General features: G+C 72.0%; 17 protein-coding genes. 7 read left to right on the top strand and 10 right to left on the bottom strand.

Annotated features, from left to right (window positions below; translation table 11 throughout):
• The first annotated feature begins 55 nt into the window (after window positions 1–55).
• From ACFVFQ_RS08495 to ACFVFQ_RS08480, 4 genes are all read left to right on the top strand, one after another.
• Window positions 56–535: a PLD nuclease N-terminal domain-containing protein gene (locus ACFVFQ_RS08495; protein ID WP_383410945.1), complete on the top strand. Its 480-nt coding sequence runs from the start codon at window positions 56–58 to the stop codon at window positions 533–535.
• A 67-nt stretch (window positions 536–602) separates the two neighbouring features.
• Window positions 603–1,166 carry a nucleoside deaminase gene (locus tag ACFVFQ_RS08490; RefSeq protein WP_383410940.1) on the top strand — a complete coding sequence of 188 codons (564 nt, stop codon included), beginning with the start codon at window positions 603–605 and terminating at the stop codon, window positions 1,164–1,166.
• A gap of 81 nt (window positions 1,167–1,247) precedes the next feature.
• Window positions 1,248–1,886: a DUF4291 domain-containing protein gene (locus tag ACFVFQ_RS08485; RefSeq protein WP_383410932.1), complete on the top strand. Its 639-nt coding sequence runs from the start codon at window positions 1,248–1,250 to the stop codon at window positions 1,884–1,886.
• Between the two features lie 192 nt (window positions 1,887–2,078).
• Window positions 2,079–3,506 (top strand): alkaline phosphatase family protein, encoded by a 1,428-nt coding sequence (locus ACFVFQ_RS08480; RefSeq protein WP_383410929.1) that lies wholly within the window; start codon window positions 2,079–2,081, stop codon window positions 3,504–3,506.
• A 93-nt stretch (window positions 3,507–3,599) separates the two neighbouring features.
• Here the strand turns inward: ACFVFQ_RS08480 and ccsB are convergent, their stop codons facing one another.
• The 7 genes from ccsB to hemL all read right to left on the bottom strand — a co-directional run bounded on the left by ccsB (window position 3,600) and on the right by hemL (window position 11,452).
• Entirely contained in the window at window positions 3,600–4,691 is a 1,092-nt protein-coding gene (ccsB, locus tag ACFVFQ_RS08475; RefSeq protein ID WP_383410926.1) for a c-type cytochrome biogenesis protein CcsB, read from the bottom strand.
• Window positions 4,688–6,520 (bottom strand): cytochrome c biogenesis protein ResB, encoded by a 1,833-nt coding sequence (locus tag ACFVFQ_RS08470; RefSeq protein ID WP_383410923.1) that lies wholly within the window; start codon window positions 6,518–6,520, stop codon window positions 4,688–4,690. Before ACFVFQ_RS08470 ends, ccsB begins: the two co-directional genes overlap by 4 nt.
• A gap of 3 nt (window positions 6,521–6,523) precedes the next feature.
• Window positions 6,524–7,285, bottom strand: coding sequence for a cytochrome c biogenesis CcdA family protein (locus tag ACFVFQ_RS08465; RefSeq protein WP_383411512.1), 762 nt, complete (start codon window positions 7,283–7,285; stop codon window positions 6,524–6,526).
• A 7-nt stretch (window positions 7,286–7,292) separates the two neighbouring features.
• The gene (locus ACFVFQ_RS08460) at window positions 7,293–7,907 is read right to left on the bottom strand and encodes a TlpA family protein disulfide reductase (RefSeq protein WP_383410918.1); all 615 of its coding nucleotides are present in this window, start codon (window positions 7,905–7,907) and stop codon (window positions 7,293–7,295) included.
• A gap of 129 nt (window positions 7,908–8,036) precedes the next feature.
• Window positions 8,037–9,248 carry a hypothetical protein gene (locus ACFVFQ_RS08455; protein WP_383411510.1) on the bottom strand — a complete coding sequence of 404 codons (1,212 nt, stop codon included), beginning with the start codon at window positions 9,246–9,248 and terminating at the stop codon, window positions 8,037–8,039.
• 147 nt (window positions 9,249–9,395) lie between these two features.
• Entirely contained in the window at window positions 9,396–10,091 is a 696-nt protein-coding gene (locus ACFVFQ_RS08450; protein WP_383410915.1) for a histidine phosphatase family protein, read from the bottom strand.
• A 35-nt stretch (window positions 10,092–10,126) separates the two neighbouring features.
• Entirely contained in the window at window positions 10,127–11,452 is a 1,326-nt protein-coding gene (gene hemL, locus ACFVFQ_RS08445) for a glutamate-1-semialdehyde 2,1-aminomutase (RefSeq protein ID WP_383410913.1), read from the bottom strand.
• Window positions 11,453–11,772: 320 nt separating this feature from the next.
• Between hemL and ACFVFQ_RS08440 the strand changes: the two genes are divergently transcribed.
• A complete protein-coding gene (locus ACFVFQ_RS08440) occupies window positions 11,773–12,369 on the top strand; it encodes a hypothetical protein (protein WP_383410910.1) in 597 nt (198 codons plus the stop codon).
• A 100-nt stretch (window positions 12,370–12,469) separates the two neighbouring features.
• Here the strand turns inward: ACFVFQ_RS08440 and ACFVFQ_RS08435 are convergent, their stop codons facing one another.
• Both ACFVFQ_RS08435 and ACFVFQ_RS08430 read right to left on the bottom strand, forming a co-directional pair.
• On the bottom strand, window positions 12,470–13,288 hold the full coding sequence (locus ACFVFQ_RS08435; protein WP_383410907.1) for an SDR family NAD(P)-dependent oxidoreductase: 819 nt from the start codon (window positions 13,286–13,288) through the stop codon (window positions 12,470–12,472).
• A gap of 97 nt (window positions 13,289–13,385) precedes the next feature.
• Window positions 13,386–13,934, bottom strand: a complete 549-nt coding sequence (locus ACFVFQ_RS08430) for a cupin domain-containing protein (protein WP_383410904.1) — start codon at window positions 13,932–13,934, stop codon at window positions 13,386–13,388.
• 144 nt (window positions 13,935–14,078) lie between these two features.
• Between ACFVFQ_RS08430 and ACFVFQ_RS08425 the strand changes: the two genes are divergently transcribed.
• Window positions 14,079–14,552 (top strand): MazG-like family protein, encoded by a 474-nt coding sequence (locus ACFVFQ_RS08425; RefSeq protein WP_383410898.1) that lies wholly within the window; start codon window positions 14,079–14,081, stop codon window positions 14,550–14,552.
• A 45-nt stretch (window positions 14,553–14,597) separates the two neighbouring features.
• Here the strand turns inward: ACFVFQ_RS08425 and ACFVFQ_RS08420 are convergent, their stop codons facing one another.
• Window positions 14,598–15,278 carry a TetR family transcriptional regulator gene (locus ACFVFQ_RS08420; protein WP_383410896.1) on the bottom strand — a complete coding sequence of 227 codons (681 nt, stop codon included), beginning with the start codon at window positions 15,276–15,278 and terminating at the stop codon, window positions 14,598–14,600.
• Between the two features lie 103 nt (window positions 15,279–15,381).
• Here ACFVFQ_RS08420 and ACFVFQ_RS08415 point away from each other — a divergent pair, with 103 nt between their 5' ends.
• Entirely contained in the window at window positions 15,382–17,208 is a 1,827-nt protein-coding gene (locus tag ACFVFQ_RS08415; protein WP_383410893.1) for an FAD-dependent monooxygenase, read from the top strand.
• Window positions 17,209–17,421: the final 213 nt, after the last annotated feature.

Below are 17,421 nucleotides of genomic sequence, written 5' to 3'. Positions count from 1 at the left end.
CGGGTCACGGGGCCCCGTCGCGGGTCCGTCCGCGCACCCAGGGGGACCGTCCACCATGCTCAGGTATCTGCCGTTCCTTGTGGTGCTGGGGCTGTGGATCTACGCCTTCATCGACTGCCTCAACACCCCCGAGTCGCAGGTCCGCGGACTGCCGAAGCTGGCGTGGGTGTTCATCATCCTGCTCTTCGGCGAGGTGCTGATCGGGCCGATCGCCTGGCTGGTGGCGGGCCGGCCGCGAGACCGCGTCCCGAACGGCCGGGGCAGCACGCCCGCCGAGTGGCACCGCAACTCCGGCGCCGCGTGGGTGGCTCCGGACGACAACCCCGAGTTCCTGCGGTCGCTGCGCGAGGAGAACAAGAAGGACGAGGCGCTGCTGAAGGACTGGGAGGCCGATCTGCGCCGCCGCGAGGAGGAGCTGCGCCGCAAGGAGGCCGGGTCCGGCGACGGCGCGAAGGGCACGGACGGCGCCGGGGGTTCCGGCGACGGGCCCGGCGGCCGCAAGGGTCCCGAGGAGACCCCGCCCGCCGCCTCCTGAGTGCCCCTCACGGCCCGTCCGGCCCAGCGGGAGTTGCCAGGGCCGCCCGGGCGGGAAGAGTGACCGCATGGACCAGGCACCGGATCGGGACCGACCGCGGACGTGGGGACAGGACCGCGAGGCCGTCAGCCGCTACGGCCAGATCGACGGCCACGAGGATCTGGCCGGACACCCCGACCACCTCCAGGAGCAGGCCCGCGGGATGCTGGCGACGGCGCTGGCCGAGGCCCGGGCGGGGCTGGCCGAGGGCGGCATCCCCATCGGAGCGGCGCTCTACGGCCCGGACGGCGCGCCGCTGGGCCTGGGCCACAACCGCCGCGTGCAGGACGGCGATCCGTCCCGGCACGCCGAGATCGTCGCCTTCCAGGCGGCCGGGCGGCGGCGCGGCTACCGGGGCACGACGATGGTCACCACGCTCTCGCCGTGCTGGCTGTGCAGCGGGCTGGTCCGCCAGTTCGGGATCTCCCGCCTCGTCGTCGGCGAGGCCCGGACCTTCCACGGCGGGCACGACTGGCTGGCCCGGCACGGCGTGCAGGTGGTGCTGCTGGACGACCGCGAATGCGCGGCGCTGATGCGGGAGTTCATCGGGGCGCACCCTCAGCTGTGGCAGGAGGACATCGGCGGCGCCTGAGGCCACCGGCCCGTCGGGGCGCCGCGGACTGACGCGTAATCCGGTGGTCCGCCGCGGCCGACGTCGGCAGGATGGGCCACCATGAGCCCCGCCACCCCCACCTCCCGCGAGCCGTTCTGCCGCATCCGCGCGCTGCACACCGCCGACACCGTCACCGTCTACCAGGCGTACGCGCCGGTGCTGGGCCGCCCCGCGGCGCGCGAGGGCCGCTTCCCGGCCGCCTGGAAGCGGGACCGGATGACGTGGGTCAAGCCGTCGTTCCTGTGGATGATGTACCGCTGCGGCTGGGCCACCAAGGCCGACCAGGAGACGGTGTTGGCCATCGAGATCACCCGGGAGGGGTTCGACCGGGCGCTGCGCGGCGCGTGCCTGTCGCACTACGACCCCGCCGAACACCCCGACCGCGCCGCCTGGCAACGCGCGCTGCGCGCCTCCGCGGCGCGCGTCCAGTGGGACCCCGAGCGCGATCTGCGCCTGCGGCCGCTGCCGCACCGCTCGCTCCAACTGGGCCTGTCCGGCGCGCTGTCGCGGGCGTACGCGGACGAGTGGCTGGTCGGCGTACGCGATGTGACGCCGCTGGCCCGGAAGGTCCACGCGCTGGTGCGCGCCGGCGAGGAGGGCGCCGCCCGCGCACTGCTCCCCGACGAACGCCCGTACCCGGCACCCGAGGGAACTCCGGGCGTAAGCCGCGTGTCCCCGTCAATCGCCGCAAAGGCGTAGCCGGAGTGGTGCGCGCGTGGTCGCGCGCTGCGTCACGTGACGTACGGGACGTAGGACTGACCAGCCAACTCGGGTCTGTTCACGGCCAATTGACGCGCCGTTCAGCAACCTCCCCCTGCCCGCGAAACTAGGCCACCGCCAGAGTCGGGAAGGTCCACCGAGGGCCTTCGCGACTCAGGGAGAGTGGCACATATGCCGAATATGACCCGACGCAGACTCCTCGGCTCGGCGGCCGGGGCGATCGGCGGCACCGCCGCACTGTCGCTGCTGCCGCCCAGCGTCCAGAAGGCCGTCGCCGCGGGTCCCCCGCGGGGCGGCTCACTGCGCGACATCGAGCACGTCGTCCTGCTGATGCAGGAGAACCGTTCGTTCGACCACTACTTCGGCACGCTCCGCGGCGTCCGCGGGTTCAACGACCCGCACGCGCTCAAGCTCTCCACCGGCCGCTCCGTCTTCTACCAGCCCGACGCCGAGAACCCCGACGGCTATCTGCTGCCGTTCCGCCTGAACACCCATACCTCCAGCGCCCAGGCCATCCCCTCCACCAGCCACGCCTGGTCGGTCCAGCACGAGGCGTGGAACGGCGGCAAGATGGACCGCTGGCTACCCGCGCACCGCAAGGCCGACGGCATCAACGGCCCCTACGTGATGGGCTACCACACCCGCCAGGACATCCCCTTCCAGTTCGCCCTCGCCGAGGCGTTCACCCTCTGCGACAACTACTTCTGCTCGGTCTTCGGGCCGACCTGGCCCAACCGGCTGTACTGGATGACCGGCACCCTCGACCCGGGCGGCACCCACGGCGGCCCGATCCTCAACAACACCGCGCCCACGCCGTACCGCTGGACGACGTACGCGGAGCGGCTCCAGGCGGCCGGCATCAGCTGGCAGGTGTACCAGGAGGAGGACAACTACGGCTGCAACCTGCTGGAGCAGTTCCAGACGTTCCGGGACGCCAAGCCGGGCAGCGCGCTGTACGAGCGGGGCATGCGGCGCCGGCCGGCCGACGCCTTCGAGGACGACGCCCGAGGCGACCGGCTGCCGGCGGTCTCCTGGCTGATCCCCACCAGCCACCAGTCGGAGCACCCGGACTACCTGCCGGCCGCCGGCGCCGACTACGTGGCCAGGAAGATCGAGGCGGTCGCCTCGAACCCCAAGGTGTGGGCGAAGACCGCCTTCATCCTCAACTACGACGAGAACGACGGCCTGTTCGACCATGTGCCGCCGCCGGTGGCGCCGGCCGGGACCAGGGACGAGTTCGTCCGGGGCCTGCCGATCGGGGCCGGCTTCCGGGTGCCGTGCCTGATCATCTCCCCCTGGACGGTGGGCGGCTGGGCGGCCGGCGACGCCTTCGACCACACCTCGGTGCTCCAGTTCCTGGAGCGGTTCACCGGCGTGACCGAGCCCAACATCAGTGACTGGCGGCGGGCGACGTTCGGCGATCTGACCTCGGCGTTCGGCTTCCGCTCCCCCGCGCACCACGCGCCGCGGCTGCCCCGGGACACCGCCGAGAAGCTGGCCGAGGCGCAGTGGGAGGTGGCCCACCTGCCGAAGCCGAAGCTGCCGGGCGCGGACCAGCACCCGCCGCGGCAGGAACACGGCGGACGCAAGCGCCGCTGACGCCGGACGCGCAGACGACGGTGCCGTATGGACGGCCTCGGGGCGAGGCCGTCCATACGGCACCGGTTGCGTTGGGGGTCGGGCGGGACCTGCTCAGACGCCGGCGTAGGAGTGCAGGCCGGTGACGAAGATGTTCACGCCGTAGTAGTTGAAGAGGTAGCAGGCGAAGGCGATCAGGCCGAGCCAGGCGGCCTTGCGGCCCTTCCAGCCGACGGTCGCGCGGGCGTGCAGGTAGCAGGCGTAGGCGACCCAGGTGATGAAGGACCAGACCTCCTTGGGGTCCCAGCCCCAGTAGCGGCCCCAGGCGGCCTCGGCCCAGATGGCGCCCGCGATGATGGTGAACGTCCACAGCGGGAAGACGGTGGCGTTGACCCGGTAGGCGAACTTGTCGAGCGAGGCGGACGAGGGCAGCCGCTCCAGCACCGAGGTGGCGAAGGCGCCGGGCTGCTTGCCCGTCGGGTCGGCCAGCTTGGCCTCGTAGCGGTCGCGGAAGAGGAAGAGCAGGGTGGCGACCGCGCCGAGGTAGAGCACCGCGCCGGAGAGGATCGCGCAGGAGACGTGGATCCACAGCCAGTACGAGTGCAGCGCCGGCACCAACTGGTCGCTGGCGGTGTAGAGGACGCTGACCGCCAGTCCCAGGGTGAGCAGGACGGTGGTGACCAGCGGCAGCCCGATCCAGCGGACGTTCTTCTTCAGGAGCAGCAGGACGAGGTAGACGCCCACCGCGACCCCGGCGAAGGTCACGGAGAACTCGTACATGTTGCCCCAGGGGGCGCGCTGCACGGACAGTGCACGGGTGACGACGCCGCCGACGTGCAGCGCCCAGGCCAGGACGGAGAGCGAGACCGCGATCCGGCCGTAGAGGTCGCCCTTCTCGGTGCCGCCGTGCGCGCCGGGGCCGTCGGGGACGTCCCGGCTACCGGCCGCGGTCCGGGTGACGACCTTCGGACGCTCCAGGACGGCGGTGCCGCCCTTCTGCGCGCTCTGCACGGGAGCCGCGGCGGCCGCCGGCGCGGCGGCCTCGGTGGTCAGGGCGGCGGCGGTCCGGCCGACCTTGCTGCGGCTGCCGAACACCCACTCGGCCATGTGGGCAACGAAGGCGAGGGTGTAGATGGCCATCGCCGAATAGACCAGCACATTGCTGTTGTGAGCCAGTGTCTCGTTGGCTGCGGCAGCGAGGTTCACGCGCGCACTCCTTCGGAGGGATCAGCAGGATCGGCAGAGTCGGTGGGCTCCGTCGGGTCTTCGGCGGACGGGTCGGGGGCGTCCCCGGCGTCCGGTGCGGGCGCGGCCAGCGGGGCGCTCGGGGTCAACGCGGCCGCGAGGGCGGCGAGTTCCTCCGCCACCCGGGCCGACTCGCTGCGGCCGAGGCCGGCCATCTCGACGACGGTGCCGCCGCCGTTGTCGTCGGCGCGCTCCGCCCGGACCCACACCCGGCGCCGCTGGATGAACAGCGAGGCGGCCAGGCCGAGCAGCGCGCAGACCGCGCCGGTCAGCGCGAGCCCGTTGCCGGGCTGGTGGGCGATCTTGAAGCTGGCCCAGGTCTTGATGCCGTCGAAGGTGATGGAGCCCTCGCCGTTCGGGAGCTGCATCGTGGACTCGGCGGCGAGCTGATCGGCCGTCAGCTTGGCGCCGGTGTGGCCGAGCATCTGCCCGGCGCGGTCCTTGGGCAGCAGCATCTTCTTGAAGATGTCGCCGCTGGCGTCCTTGTACTGCTTCAGCCGCTTGGTGTCGAGCTGGTAGACGTTCTGCGGCAGGCCGGAGTCCATGCCGAGGTCGCCGTGCCAGGCGTTCACCGACAGCACCGGGAAGTCGGGCGCCGGGAACTGGGAGAACATCGACCCGGAGTTCTTGCCGCCGAAGGTCGGCACGAACAGCGCCTGGAAGCCGAGCTGGTTGCGCTGGCCGTCCTTGGTCTGGGCGCCGGGGACCTTCACCACACCGGAGGAGGTGAAGTTCTTCGGGTCCTGCGGGAGGAACGGCACCGCACCGTGGTAGACGGTCTTGCCGCGGCCGTCCTTGACGGTGACGACCGGCGCGTAGCCGTGGGAGAGCAGGTAGACCTTGTTGCCCTCGATGTCGAGCGGGGTGTTCACCCGGATCGTCCGCTTGTGCTCCGCGCCGTCCGCGCCGGAGAAGTAGCTGACGTTGGCCTGGAAGGTGCGCGGGGTGCCCTTCTGCGGGCCGGTCCGCTCGTAGGTCGCGTCGAAGGAGTTCAGGGTGAAGCCGAACGGCGCCATGGTGTCGGTGTCGAAGAACGGCCCGGAGGAGAAGTCGTCGTACTGGGTCAGGCTGTTGGAGAAGCCGTCGCCCTCCACGACCAGCTTGCCGCCCTCGGACTTCCACAGGCTGCCGACGGCGAACGCCACCAGCATCACGATCAGCGCGACGTGGAAGAGGAGGTTGCCGGCCTCGCGGAGGTAACCCTTCTCAGAGGCGACCGCGGTGCCCTCCCGACGGATCCGGAAGCGCCGCTTCTTCAACATCCGCTCGGCGGCGTCGAGGACGTCCTCGGGCGCCGCCTCGGTGCGCCAGGTGGTGTACGCGGGCAGCCGGGTCAGCCGGCGGGGGGCGGCCGGCGGGCGGCCGCGGAGCTGCCCGACGAACTGCCAGGCGCGCGGCACGATGCAGCCGATCAGCGAGATGAACAGCAGCAGGTAGATCGCCGAGAACCACACCGAGCTGTAGACGTGGAACATCCCCAGCTTGTCGTAGATCCCGGCGAGGGTGGCGTGCTCGGCCTTGAACTGGTCGACCTTGACCGGGTCGATGCTGGTCTGCGGGATCAGCGACCCGGGGATCGCGCCGATGGACAGCAGGAAGAGCAGCAGCAGCGCCACCCGCATCGAGGTCAACTGCCGCCAGAACCACCGCGCCCAGCCGATCGGGCCGAGCGAGGGGAGGCTGATGTCCTCTTTGGGGGCGGTGGAGAGCTGGGATCCGGCCGCGCCGAGATCACCGCCCTGATCGGCGGTGGCGCCCGGCTCGTCCGTGGTGTCGGTCTTGGTGGACATCAATCAGATCCCAACGGTGGTGCTTTGCGCCCAGCTCTGGAGCTCGGACATCAGACTGTCCCAGATGCCGGTGACGAGGAGCACGCCGAGGGCGATCATCATGCCGCCGCCGGCCCTCATCACCCATACGTAGTGCCGCTTGACCCAGCCGAAGGCGCCGAGCATCCGGCGGAAGGCGAGCGCCACCGCGACGAACGGCAGCCCCAGGCCCAGGCAGTACGCCACGGTGAGCAGCGCACCGCGGCCGGCGCTGGCCTCCTGGAAGGACAGGGCGTTGACCGCGGTGAAGGTGGGCCCCAGGCAGGGCGTCCAGCCGACGCCGAAGAGCACCCCGAGCACCGGCGCGCCGGCCAGCCCCATCGAGGGCTTCTTGTGGAACCGCAACTCCCGCTGGCCGAACCGCTTCAGCACGCCGGCGAAGGCCAGCCCGAGCAGGATCATCAGCACGCCCAGGACGCGCGAGATGTCGGTCTTGTAGTTCTGGAGGGACTGGCCGAAGAACCCGAAGAGGGCGCCGCCGGAGACGAAGACGGCGGTGAAGCCGAGGACGAAGAGGCCGGCGCCGGCCAGCATCCGGCCGCGCCGGGCCTCGGCGAGGTCGGTGCCGGTGACGCCGGTGACGTAGGACATGTAGCCCGGGACCAGGGGGAGGACGCAGGGCGAGAAGAACGAGACCAGGCCGGCGAAGAGGGCCAGCGGGACGGCGGCGAGCAGGGTGCCGGTGAGGATGGTCTGGTTCTGCGCGGTGGCGGCGGCGAGCGCGATCACGCGATCACTTCTCGGCGATCAGCGGGTCGACCATCTTGCGCAGGTCGTCCTCGGCGAGCGGGCCGATCGAGCGCGCGGCGATCCGCCCCTGCCGGTCGATGGCGATGGTGGACGGGATCGCCTGCGGGTTGAGGCTGCCCTTGGGGAAGCGCAGCATCAACTTGCCCTGGGGGTCGAACAGGCTCGGGTAGGGCATCTTGTGCTCTTCCTCGAACTGGACGGCCTGCGACTTCTCCACGTCACGGGTGTTGATCCCGATGAACTGGACGCCCTTGCCCTTGTCCTCGTTCGCGACCTTGGCGAAGTTGGGGGCCTCGGCGATGCAGGGGCCGCACCACGAACCCCAGACGTTGATGATGACGACCTTGCCCTTGTAGTCCGCCACCTTCAGCTTCTTGCCGGTGGTGGTCTCGCCGGACAGGTCGGGCGCCGGCTGCCGTTCGTCGGGCTTGACGGTGTCGACGCCGTTCTTGCCCTGGACGAACCGGGTCTGCGCCGAGCCGCCGGAGGCACCGTCGCCGCAGGCGCCGAGCGTCAGCGAGGCGGCCGCCGCTCCCGCGACGTACAGGGCGAGACGGCGGCGACTGGTGAGGCGGCGAGGGGCGCGGCTGTCACTCATGTGAAAAGTTTCGCATGGGCCAATTGCGGATCTTCCGCGCCCCCCTTGCCCCGCCACGCCCCGCGCGAAGGGCCATGTCAGACCCCCCGGAACCGCCCATTCCGGCGCGCCGCGCGGGCCGATCGACCGTCAGGCGAGGTAGTTCTTCCAGCCGCCGGCCGGCCGTTCGCCGACGCCCATCCGCTGGAGCTTGCGGACGATCTGCGGGTCCTGCGCGTCGAGCCAGTCGGTGAACTGCCGGAAGGAGACCAGCCGGACGTCCTTGTTCTTCTCGTTGGCGATGTGCTTGAACGCCTCCTCGACGGCGTCCATGTAGATGCCGCCGTTCCACTCCTCGAAGTGGTTGCCGATGAAGAACGGCGCGCGGTTGGTCTCGTAGGCCCGCCGGAAACCGGAGATGTACGCGTCGGTGGCCTGCCGGCGCCAGCCCGGGTAGTTGGCCGGCGGCGCCTTCGTGGAGTTCTTGGACTGGTTGGCCAGGATGTTGTAGTCCATCGACAGGACCTCGAACGAGTGGCCGGGGAAAGGTATCTGCTGGAGCGGGAAGTCCCAGATGCCCTGCTTCTTGCGGGGCCACATCTGGAGGCCGCCGGGCGAGCTCGCGTCGTAGCGCCACCCCAGTTCGCGGGCGGTGGGCAGCAGGTTCTCCTGGCCGAGCAGGCAGGGGGTGCGACCGCCGACCAGTTCCTTGCGGTAGTCGAAGGGCAGCGGGTCCGCGTCGGAGAAGCCGGTGTGCGTCCGCCACTTGGTGACGAAGTCCACGGCCTGGTCTATCTCGGACTGCCACTGCTGCGGCGTCCAGTGCTTGACGCTGCCCCGGCCGGAACAGAAGTGGCCGTTGAAGTGGGTGCCTATCTCGTGCCCGTCGAGCCACGACTGACGGACGTTGTCGAGCGTCTCCTTGATGTGGGCGTCGTTGAGGTAGCCGATGTCGGAGGCGCCGGGCTTGTTGTTCGGCGGGCGGTAGAGGTGCTTCTTCTGCTCGGGCAGCAGGTACAGCCCGGAGAGGAAGAAGGTCATGGCCGCGCCGTGGTCCTTGGCCAGCTTGCGGAAGCGGGGGTAGAGGCCGTTGCCGACCTCTCCCGCCCCGTCCCAGGAGAAGATCACGAACTGCGGCGGGGTCTGACCCGGCTCCAGCCGCTCGGGGGCGGCGGGTTGGTTGGGCTGCTTGCCGTAGTCCGAGGTCGAGCCGTCGCCTATGAGCTTGGGGCGGGCCGGCGCCGCGTTCTTCACCCGCTGACCGCCGCCACCGGACCCGGAACTGGAGCAGCCCGCCACGCCCAGCGCGGCGGCCGCCCCAACTCCCATGCCCAGCAGGCTTCGCCGACTGATCGCGCCCATAGCGTCGTTCCCCATCCGTGCTCGACGAACTAGATATCCATATAAACGGACATCTTTATAGAGGGCATGTCGGATGGTGAGGTTCCGTGCTATTGGCTCAGACTTTGCATTTCCGGCGAATTTGACATTCCGCCACGTGACGGCTTGTCAGGCGCCGAACGACTTGGACCCGCCCTTCACGGGCTTGGCGCCCGCCAACAGGTGGGACGGGACCAGGTCGCGCGCCGGTTCGCTGTACCCCACGGAAATGATCTTGTCGCCGTGGAAGGTGAACGACGTCAGCGAGGCCAGGGTGCACTGCCGCTTCCGCGGGTCGTGCCACAGCCGCCGCCGCTCGGCGAAGCTGCGCACGATCCAGATCGGCAGCTGATGGCTGACCGCCACCGCCTCGTGCCCGCGGGCCGCGTCCCGGGCCGCACCGAGCGCCGCCATCATCCGGACGACCTGCTCGATGTACGGCTCGCCCCACGACGGGCGGAACGGGTTGGTCAGGTACTTCCAGTTGCCCGGCTTCTTCAGCGCGCCGTCGCCCACCCCGAAGGTCTTGCCCTCGAAGACGTTGGCCGCCTCGATCAGCCGCTCGTCGGTGGCGATCTGAAGGCCGTGCGCGTCGGCGATCGGCGACGCGGTCTCCTGCGCGCGCTCCAGCGGCGAGGCCACCACGTGTGTGATGTCCCGGTCCGCGAGGTGCTCGGCGACCCGGTCGGCCATCTTCCGCCCCAGATCAGAGAGGTGGTAGCCGGGCCGGCGCCCGTAGAGCACGCCCTCGGGGTTGTGCACCTCGCCGTGCCGCATCAGGTGGACGACGGTGATCTCGTCGCCGTGCGCGTCGCCGTTGTTCATGTCACCCATCTTCCGGTCCGCTCCGCCCGTGCCCGTCACGCACTCGCCTCGGCCGCGGCCCGCGCGGCGGCCGGCAGCGCGGCGGCGATCCGCTCGATCGCCGCGTCGTCGTGCGCGGTCGAGACGAACCAGGACTCGAACGCGGACGGCGGGAGGTACACGCCCTGCGACAGCATCGAGTGGAAGAAGGCGGTGAAGCGGAACGACTCCTGCGCCTTGGCCTTGTCGTAGTCCGTGACCTCGGCGTCGGTGAAGAAGACCGAGAACATGTTCCCGGCGACCTGGAGCCGGTGCGCCACGCCCTCCTTGGCCAGCGCCGCGGTGACCAGCCCGCGGACCTCCGTCGAGACCGCGTCGACCTTGCCGTACGCGGCGTCGTCCAGCAGTCGGAGCTGCGCGACGCCGGCGGCGGTGGCGATCGGGTTCCCGGACAGCGTGCCCGCCTGGTAGACCGGCCCGGCCGGGGCCAGGTGCGCCATGACGTCCGCGCGGCCGCCGAAGGCCGCGGCCGGGAAGCCGCCGCCCATGACCTTCCCGAAGGTCATCAGGTCCGGGCGGACGCCGTCGATGCCGTACCAGCCGGCCTTGCTGACCCGGAATCCGGTCATGACCTCGTCGGAGATGAAGAGCGCGCCGTGCTCTTCGCAGAGGTCCTTGAGGCCCTGGTTGAAGCCGGGCAGCGGCGGGACGACGCCCATGTTGCCCGGCGACGCCTCGGTGATCACACAGGCGATCTCGCCCTGGTGCGCGGCGAACGCGGCCCGTACCGCGTCCAGGTCGTTGTACGGCAGCACGACGGTGTCGCCGGCCTGTGCACCGGTGACCCCGGGGGTGTCCGGCAGCCCGAACGTCGCGACGCCCGAACCGGCCGCGGCCAGCAGCGCGTCCACGTGCCCGTGGTAGCAGCCGGCGAACTTGATGACCTTGGCCCGGCCGGTGAAACCGCGCGCCAACCGGATCGCCGACATCGTCGCCTCGGTGCCGCTGGAGACCAGCCGCACCTGCTCGACGGGCGCGATCCGCGCCACGATCTCCTCGGCGAGCTCGACCTCGCCGGCGCCGGGCGTCCCGAAGGACGTGCCGTGGGACACCGCCTCCTGGACCGCCGCGATCACCTCGGGGTGCGAGTGACCGAGGATCATCGGTCCCCACGAGCACACCAGGTCGACGTATTCCCGGCCGTCGGCATCGGTGAGGTACGGACCGGTACCGGACACCATGAACCGGGGCGTACCGCCCACGGCCCGGAAGGCCCGCACCGGAGAATTCACGCCGCCCGGCGTCACCACGGACGCACGGTCGAACAGCGACTGCGAAACAGGGGCTTCATACGGAAAAGACACTGTGATCCTGACCTGCATATACGGGGGAGGGAGGGCGGCGGCGCGCGGACACGGCCCGGCTGGCTGGGGCGCGGGGAATCACCCGCGGACCACCCGGCCCGCCCGCGCGATTCCCCTGCATTCCCGCTTGGTTTCTTTTTCGTTCCTCTCGCTCGCGACCGGGCGTCAGCCCCCGCGCGTCTGCGAAACTGGGGCGTCGTACGAGTAAGTCACGCAAGCAATGGTCTCAGAGGTGCACGGGGGCGTGCGGCCGGGCGTTTCACGCGCCGGTGACGGGGGAGGTCTCTGGGACGATGATCGGGTTGCGCGGCTGGGGCTGCGAGTGGTCGGGTGGAGATATGCATCGCGGTGGCGAACTGGGCGAGGGAACCAATGACCGGGGTCCCGAGCGCGCCCAGCGCGGCCGTCACCGGCGGGAGGGCTCCGAGCACCACGGGGACGACGACCGGCACAGGGGCACCGAGAGCATTACGGGCGGGGAAAACAGGGGCGGCCGCATGGGGGTGACGTACAAGTACTTCGGTGCGCCCAACGGCGCCACGGCCGCCCGGGTCCCGATCTCGATGCGCCCCGAGGAACTGGGCGGCGACGAGCTCGGTATGGGCGGCATGTTCACCAAGATCAAGCCGGAGACCATGGCCGCCATGGTCCTCACCGGTATAGAGGGCATACCGCTGCACAAGGTGCCCCCGCTGGAGTTGGTCGTCCTCCACCCCGACTACGCCGTCGTCAAGCTCCCGATGACCGTGGTCGATCCGCTGCGCGGCGTCGGCGAGGAGTCCGTCGGCGCGGCCGCCTTCATCTGGTCCACCGTCCCCGACCGCGGCGGCCCGCGCGACGCCTTCAGCGTCTACCAACTCCTGCACGAATGGCAGGACTTCTCCCACCGCCTCCACGAGGCCGGGCACCAGGCGTACTGCCTGGTGTGGCCGTGAGCCGCCAGCCGCATTCCGGACAGGGCCCGGCCGGGGCGGCGCCGCGGGGCTGACGCACCGCCGGTGACGGCTCGCGGGCGGGCGCACCGTCGCTCCCGGCTCACCAGGTGGGACGGGCCGAGACCCCGCCGTCCACGACGAGATCGTGGCCGGTGATCCAGGTGGCCATCGACGAGGCGAGGAAGACGCAGGCGTCGCCGATGTCCTCGGGGCGCCCCAACCTCCCGGTGGGCGCGGCCCGTTGCCACCGGGCCACCCCCTCCGGCCAGTCCTTGGCCAGCCCCGGCCGCGCGATCAGCCCCGGCGAGACGCTGTTGACGCGGATGCCGTCCGGCCCGTACTCCAGGGCCGCGGAACGGGCGTGCATCACCACCGCCGCCTTGGACGCGCAGTAGTGGGCGTGCTGCGGCGCCGGGCGGTCCGCCTCGATGGAGGCGATGTGGGTCACCGTGCCGCCGCCGGCCGCGCGCAGGGCCGGCACGGCGGCCTGGGTGCAGGCGAAGACGCTGTGCACGTTGGGGTCGGCGACCGCCCGCCAGTCGGCGAGCGACATCCCGGCCAGCTCCTGAGTGGGCTGCACCCCCGCGTTGTTCACCAGCGCGGTCAGCCGCCCGCGCCACCCGGCCGCCTCAGCGACCAGCCGGTGGCACTCCTCCTCCGCGGTCAGGTCGGCGCGCAGCGCCAGCGCCCGCCCGCCGCCCCGTTGGATCTCCTCGACCAGCGCCCGCGCGGGCTCCTCGCCGGCCCGGTAGTGCGCGACCACGTCCGCTCCGGCGGCGGCGAACCGCAGCGCGATGCCCCGACCGATGCCGCCCGACGCCCCGGTGACCAGGGCCACTTGACCGGTGAGGTCGGGGAGGGCGGGGTCGGGCGCGCTCGGCCGGGGGCCGGGGTGGTCGGCGTGCGGGGTGCTCGTCATGGGGTGGGGTTCTCCTTGCCGGCGGTCTTCTTGGCGCTTCTCGCTGCGGGGTGGGGTCCGTGTGACGTCGGAGGGGACTGTTGGGCGGGCGTCGTCGTCATGCTCGGCTCAACGCCCCGATCCTCGCCGCCTCTTGGGGGAAGAGCGCGGCCAGCCGGCCGGCGTCCCCGTGCTCGTAGTCGGCGAAGGTGAAGCCGGGCGCCATGGTGCAGCCAAAGAGCGTCCAGGAGCCGCCGGGGGCGACCTCGGCGGCCATCCAGGTGCCGGCCGGGACCGTGAACTGCACGTGCTGGCCGCCGAGTACGTCCGGGCCGAGGACGACGGTGCGGGCGGTCGCGTCGCCGGCGGCACCGCGCTCGTGCTCGTGTTCGCGTTCGCGTTCGGTGAGCAGGAGCAGGGTGAGCGGGTCGCCCCGGTAGAAGTGCCAGATCTCGTCGGTTGGTAGCCGGTGCAGGGCGGAGTAGACGCCCGGCTCGGCGGTCAGCAGCATCACGATCGCCGAGCCCTCGGGCCGGCCGTCCGGCCGCTGGGGGCCGGCCCAGGTGCTGCGGTACCAGCCGCCCTCACGGGGCAGCCGGGTCAGCCCGTAGAACGCGATCAGCTCCTGCGGGAACCGGTCGCGGGGCATCGCAGGGTGCTCGTCCATCCGCCTGGCCACCTTCCGCTCGTCCGGCGCTCCCGGGGTCCGCCCCGGTGCGCCGGTCTGTCGGTCGTCGCCTCTCCTGCCGGTGTCGCCTCACCCTAGGTGCGGTGGGGGCGCGGGTCGCGGAACGGGCGGCAGAATCGGGCCATGTCCGATCACCTCGCTGCCTCGCCGGAGCCCGCACCCGCCTCGGCCGACGCCAACTCCCGGCCCGTTCCCGCCCGTTCTCCCGCGCTCCCGTCCGAGGCGATCCCCTGGGACACCATCGACGGGCTGGTGCGCTGGCTCGACCGGGAGAGCGCGCTGCCGGCGGAACAGGAGCGGCTGCTGCGGGTCCTGAAGCTCTCGGAGGAGGCCGGCGAGGTCGCCCAGGCCGTCATCGGGGCCACCGGCCAGAATCCGCGCAAGGGCCACAGTCACACCTGGGACGACGTCCAGGCGGAGCTGTGCGATGTGATCGTGACGGCGATGGTGGCGCTGCGGACGCTGACGCCCGAGGCGCGGCGGGTCTTCGAGGGCCATCTACGGCGGATCGCGGGGCGGGTGGCGGGAGAAGCCGGTGCGCGGGTGGCGGGAGAAGCCGGTGCGCGGGTGCCGGACGGGGGCGCGGGGCCGTCCTGAGCCGTCGGCCGCCGCGCCGCCGCACCGCTCCAACAGGGCCCGCCGCTACGGTCGTTCGGCCGTCAGATAGCGCTGGATGGTGGGCGCCATCCAGGCGACGAGCTCGTCGTGACTGAAGTCGACGGCGGGGCCGAAGTGCAGGACGTAGCGGCACAGCGCCATGCCCAGGATCTGCGATCCGACCAGGGCGGCGCGGGCCGGCGCCTCCTCCGGCACCGTGCAGACCGCGTCGAGCATCGGGCGGACCTGCTCGGTGAAGACCTGCCGCATCCGCTCCGCGCCGGCCTCGTTGGTGACGCCGACGCGCATCATCCCGGTGAGCGTCTCGTCGCCCTCCCAGAGCTCGATGAAGTGGCGGACGAGCCGGGCGCCCCGCTCCTCGACCGGCACCGCGGCGAGGTCGAGGGCGGGCAGGTGGAACGCGGAGGCGGCGACGAAGAGTCCCTGCTTGTTGCCGTAGTAGCGCATCACCATCGACGGGTCGATGCCGGCGTCCCGGGCGATGGCGCGGATGGTGGCGCGCTCGTAGCCGTCGGCGGCGAAGCGGTCCCGGGCGGCGGTGAGGATCGCGGCGCGGGTGGTGTCGGAGCGGCGGGGGCGGGGGTGGACGCCGACGTCGGGGGCCTCGGGGGTGACGGGGGCGGGGCCGTTGTCGACCTCCGGCCGGACCTCGGGGGCGCGGGAAGAAGCGTCGGCGGGGGTGGCGGAGGGATCACGTTCGACCATGCCAACAAATGTAGGCCAACAACCGTTGACACGCGACTCGTGGACGCCATACGCTTTTTGCCAACAAGCGTTGACCAACATGCGTTGGCAGGAGGCGACAGTCATGGATGCCCTCAATCGCAGGCCAGGAGCCACCCGCGGCGGCGAGAGCCGCCCGAGCAGCAGAACGGACGCGCGCCCGACCGGCGCCGCATCGACCGAGCAGGACGCGGACGCGATCGTGGTGGGCGCCGGCCCGACCGGGCTGCTGCTCGCCGGTGACCTCGCCGAGGCCGGCCTGGCCGTCACGCTCCTGGAGCGCCGGGAGCGCACCGTCAGCAATCTCAGCCGGGCGCTGGCCGTGCACGCCCGGTCGCTGGAGCAGCTGGACGCCCGCGGGCTCGCCGACGAGTTGATAGCGGGCGGCCATCGGCTCGCCGGCCTCCATCTGTTCGGGATGGCGACGCTCCCGCTGGCCCGGCTCCGCTCCCGCTTCCCCTTCGTCCTGATCACCCCGCAGTACGAGGTCGAGCGCCTGCTGCTGCGGCGCGCCGAGCGGGCCGGCGTCACCTTCCGGTACGGCTCCGAGGTGCTGGGCCTGGACCAGGACGCGGACGGCGCAACGGTCCACTTCCGGGCGGCCGTTGGCGCGGACGACGGGGCGGGCGACGGGGCGACGGACAGCGAGGGCGACGGCCCGGGGCGCGGCGGTGCGGGACGTGGCAGTGCGGGGCGGGAGGGCGCGGGCGACGGCGTCGGGGGCCTGCGTGCCGCCTATGTGATCGGCACCGACGGGGGCCGCAGCGCCGTCCGCGAGGCGATCGGCCTGCCCTTCCCCGGCAAGGCCGTCATCCGCTCCGTCGTCCTCGCCGACGTCCGGCTGGCCCAGCCCCCCGACTCCCCCTTCGCCGTCAACGCCACCCCGCACGCCTTCGGCTTGGTCGCCTCGTTCGGAGACGGCTGGTACCGCGTCATCGGCTGGAACCGCCACGCCCAGGCCGCCGAGGACGCCCCCGCCACCCTGGACGAGGTCCGCGAGGTCACCCGCCTCGCCTTCGGCACCGACTACGGCCTGCACGACGCCCGTTGGATCTCGCGCTTCCACAGCGACGAGCGGCAGGCCCCGGCCTACCGCGTCGGCCGGGTCTTCCTCGCCGGGGACGCCGCGCACGTCCACTCCCCGGCCGGCGGCCAGGGGATGAACGTCGGTCTCCAGGACGCGGCCAACCTCGGTTGGAAGCTGGCGGCGGTGTTCCAGGGCCACTCCCCCGACAGCCTGCTGGACAGCTATCAGGCGGAGCGCCATCCGGTCGGCAAGACGGTGCTGCGCAGCAGCGGCGCCCTCATCCGGCTCGCGCTGGTGCGCTCCGCCCCCGCCCGGGCGCTGCGCGGCCTCGGCCTCCAGCTCCTCCGGCGGGTGCCGGCACTGCCCCGCCGGGCGATCGGCAATCTCTCCGGCATCGACCTCGCCTACCCGGCAGGCCCCGGTGCCCACCGCCTGGCCGGCCGGCGCGCCCCCGACGTCCACCTCGCCGGCGGCACCCGACTCTACGAACTCCTCCGGCAGGGCAAGTTCGTCCTGATAACCGCCAACCACGAGCCAACAGCGGACAACCCGGCGACGGACGACCCGACATCAGGCACACCCCCGATCCCGACCCCCGCCCCCGATCGGTTCGTCACCGCCTCCTGGGCGAGCGACCGCAAGACGGCCGTCCTGGTCCGCCCCGACGGCTATATCGCCTGGGCCACGGACACCACCACCCCCACCGAGCGCACCACCGAAATCCACACCGCCCTCACCCACTGGACCGGCACCACGACGCCCACCACCATCCCCCAACCCCCGCCCACCACCGCACCTTTCACACCCTCCGGACCCTCGGCACCCTCCGCCCCTTCGACCCCCTCCACCCCGCCCACACCCTCGGCACCCTCCGGACAGATATGACCCACCCACGCGGTGGGCCGCTCGCCCTGGGCCACTTCCCCCGGGCCGCTCACGCCGGGCCACTCCCCAAGCCGTCCGCCCAGGCCGCCCGCTCCCCGGGCGGGGCCCCGTTCCCTCACGGGAGGGTGTGGGGCCGGAGGGGTGGGTGTTCGGACGTAAAGCGAACGCGTACCAACACCCCCCCCCGCGGCCCCCCCCCCCCCCCCCCCCCCG

Origin of the sequence: Streptomyces sp. NPDC057743 (assembly GCF_042798755.1) — a bacterium.
Taxonomy (GTDB): Bacteria; Actinomycetota; Actinomycetes; order Streptomycetales; family Streptomycetaceae; genus Streptomyces.
This window is presented reverse-complemented; position numbering and strand designations above follow the sequence as displayed.

Bases quoted from the DNA above. Each gene is read 5' to 3' on its own strand.
- ACFVFQ_RS08485 (WP_383410932.1), top strand. From the start codon at position 1,248: ATGAGCCCCGCCACCCCCACCTCCCGCGAGCCGTTCTGCCGCATCCGC.
- ACFVFQ_RS08430 (WP_383410904.1), bottom strand. From the start codon at position 13,934: ATGGACGAGCACCCTGCGATGCCCCGCGACCGGTTCCCGCAGGAGCTG.
- ACFVFQ_RS08460 (WP_383410918.1), bottom strand. From the start codon at position 7,907: ATGAGTGACAGCCGCGCCCCTCGCCGCCTCACCAGTCGCCGCCGTCTC.
- ACFVFQ_RS08455 (WP_383411510.1), bottom strand. From the start codon at position 9,248: ATGGGCGCGATCAGTCGGCGAAGCCTGCTGGGCATGGGAGTTGGGGCG.
- ACFVFQ_RS08415 (WP_383410893.1), top strand. From the start codon at position 15,382: ATGGATGCCCTCAATCGCAGGCCAGGAGCCACCCGCGGCGGCGAGAGC.
- ACFVFQ_RS08450 (WP_383410915.1), bottom strand. From the start codon at position 10,091: ATGAACAACGGCGACGCGCACGGCGACGAGATCACCGTCGTCCACCTG.
- ACFVFQ_RS08440 (WP_383410910.1), top strand. From the start codon at position 11,773: ATGCATCGCGGTGGCGAACTGGGCGAGGGAACCAATGACCGGGGTCCC.
- ACFVFQ_RS08420 (WP_383410896.1), bottom strand. From the start codon at position 15,278: ATGGTCGAACGTGATCCCTCCGCCACCCCCGCCGACGCTTCTTCCCGC.
- ACFVFQ_RS08425 (WP_383410898.1), top strand. From the start codon at position 14,079: ATGTCCGATCACCTCGCTGCCTCGCCGGAGCCCGCACCCGCCTCGGCC.
- ACFVFQ_RS08490 (WP_383410940.1), top strand. From the start codon at position 603: ATGGACCAGGCACCGGATCGGGACCGACCGCGGACGTGGGGACAGGAC.
- ACFVFQ_RS08495 (WP_383410945.1), top strand. From the start codon at position 56: ATGCTCAGGTATCTGCCGTTCCTTGTGGTGCTGGGGCTGTGGATCTAC.
- hemL (WP_383410913.1), bottom strand. From the start codon at position 11,452: ATGCAGGTCAGGATCACAGTGTCTTTTCCGTATGAAGCCCCTGTTTCG.
- ACFVFQ_RS08480 (WP_383410929.1), top strand. From the start codon at position 2,079: ATGCCGAATATGACCCGACGCAGACTCCTCGGCTCGGCGGCCGGGGCG.
- ACFVFQ_RS08435 (WP_383410907.1), bottom strand. From the start codon at position 13,288: ATGACGAGCACCCCGCACGCCGACCACCCCGGCCCCCGGCCGAGCGCG.
- ACFVFQ_RS08470 (WP_383410923.1), bottom strand. From the start codon at position 6,520: ATGTCCACCAAGACCGACACCACGGACGAGCCGGGCGCCACCGCCGAT.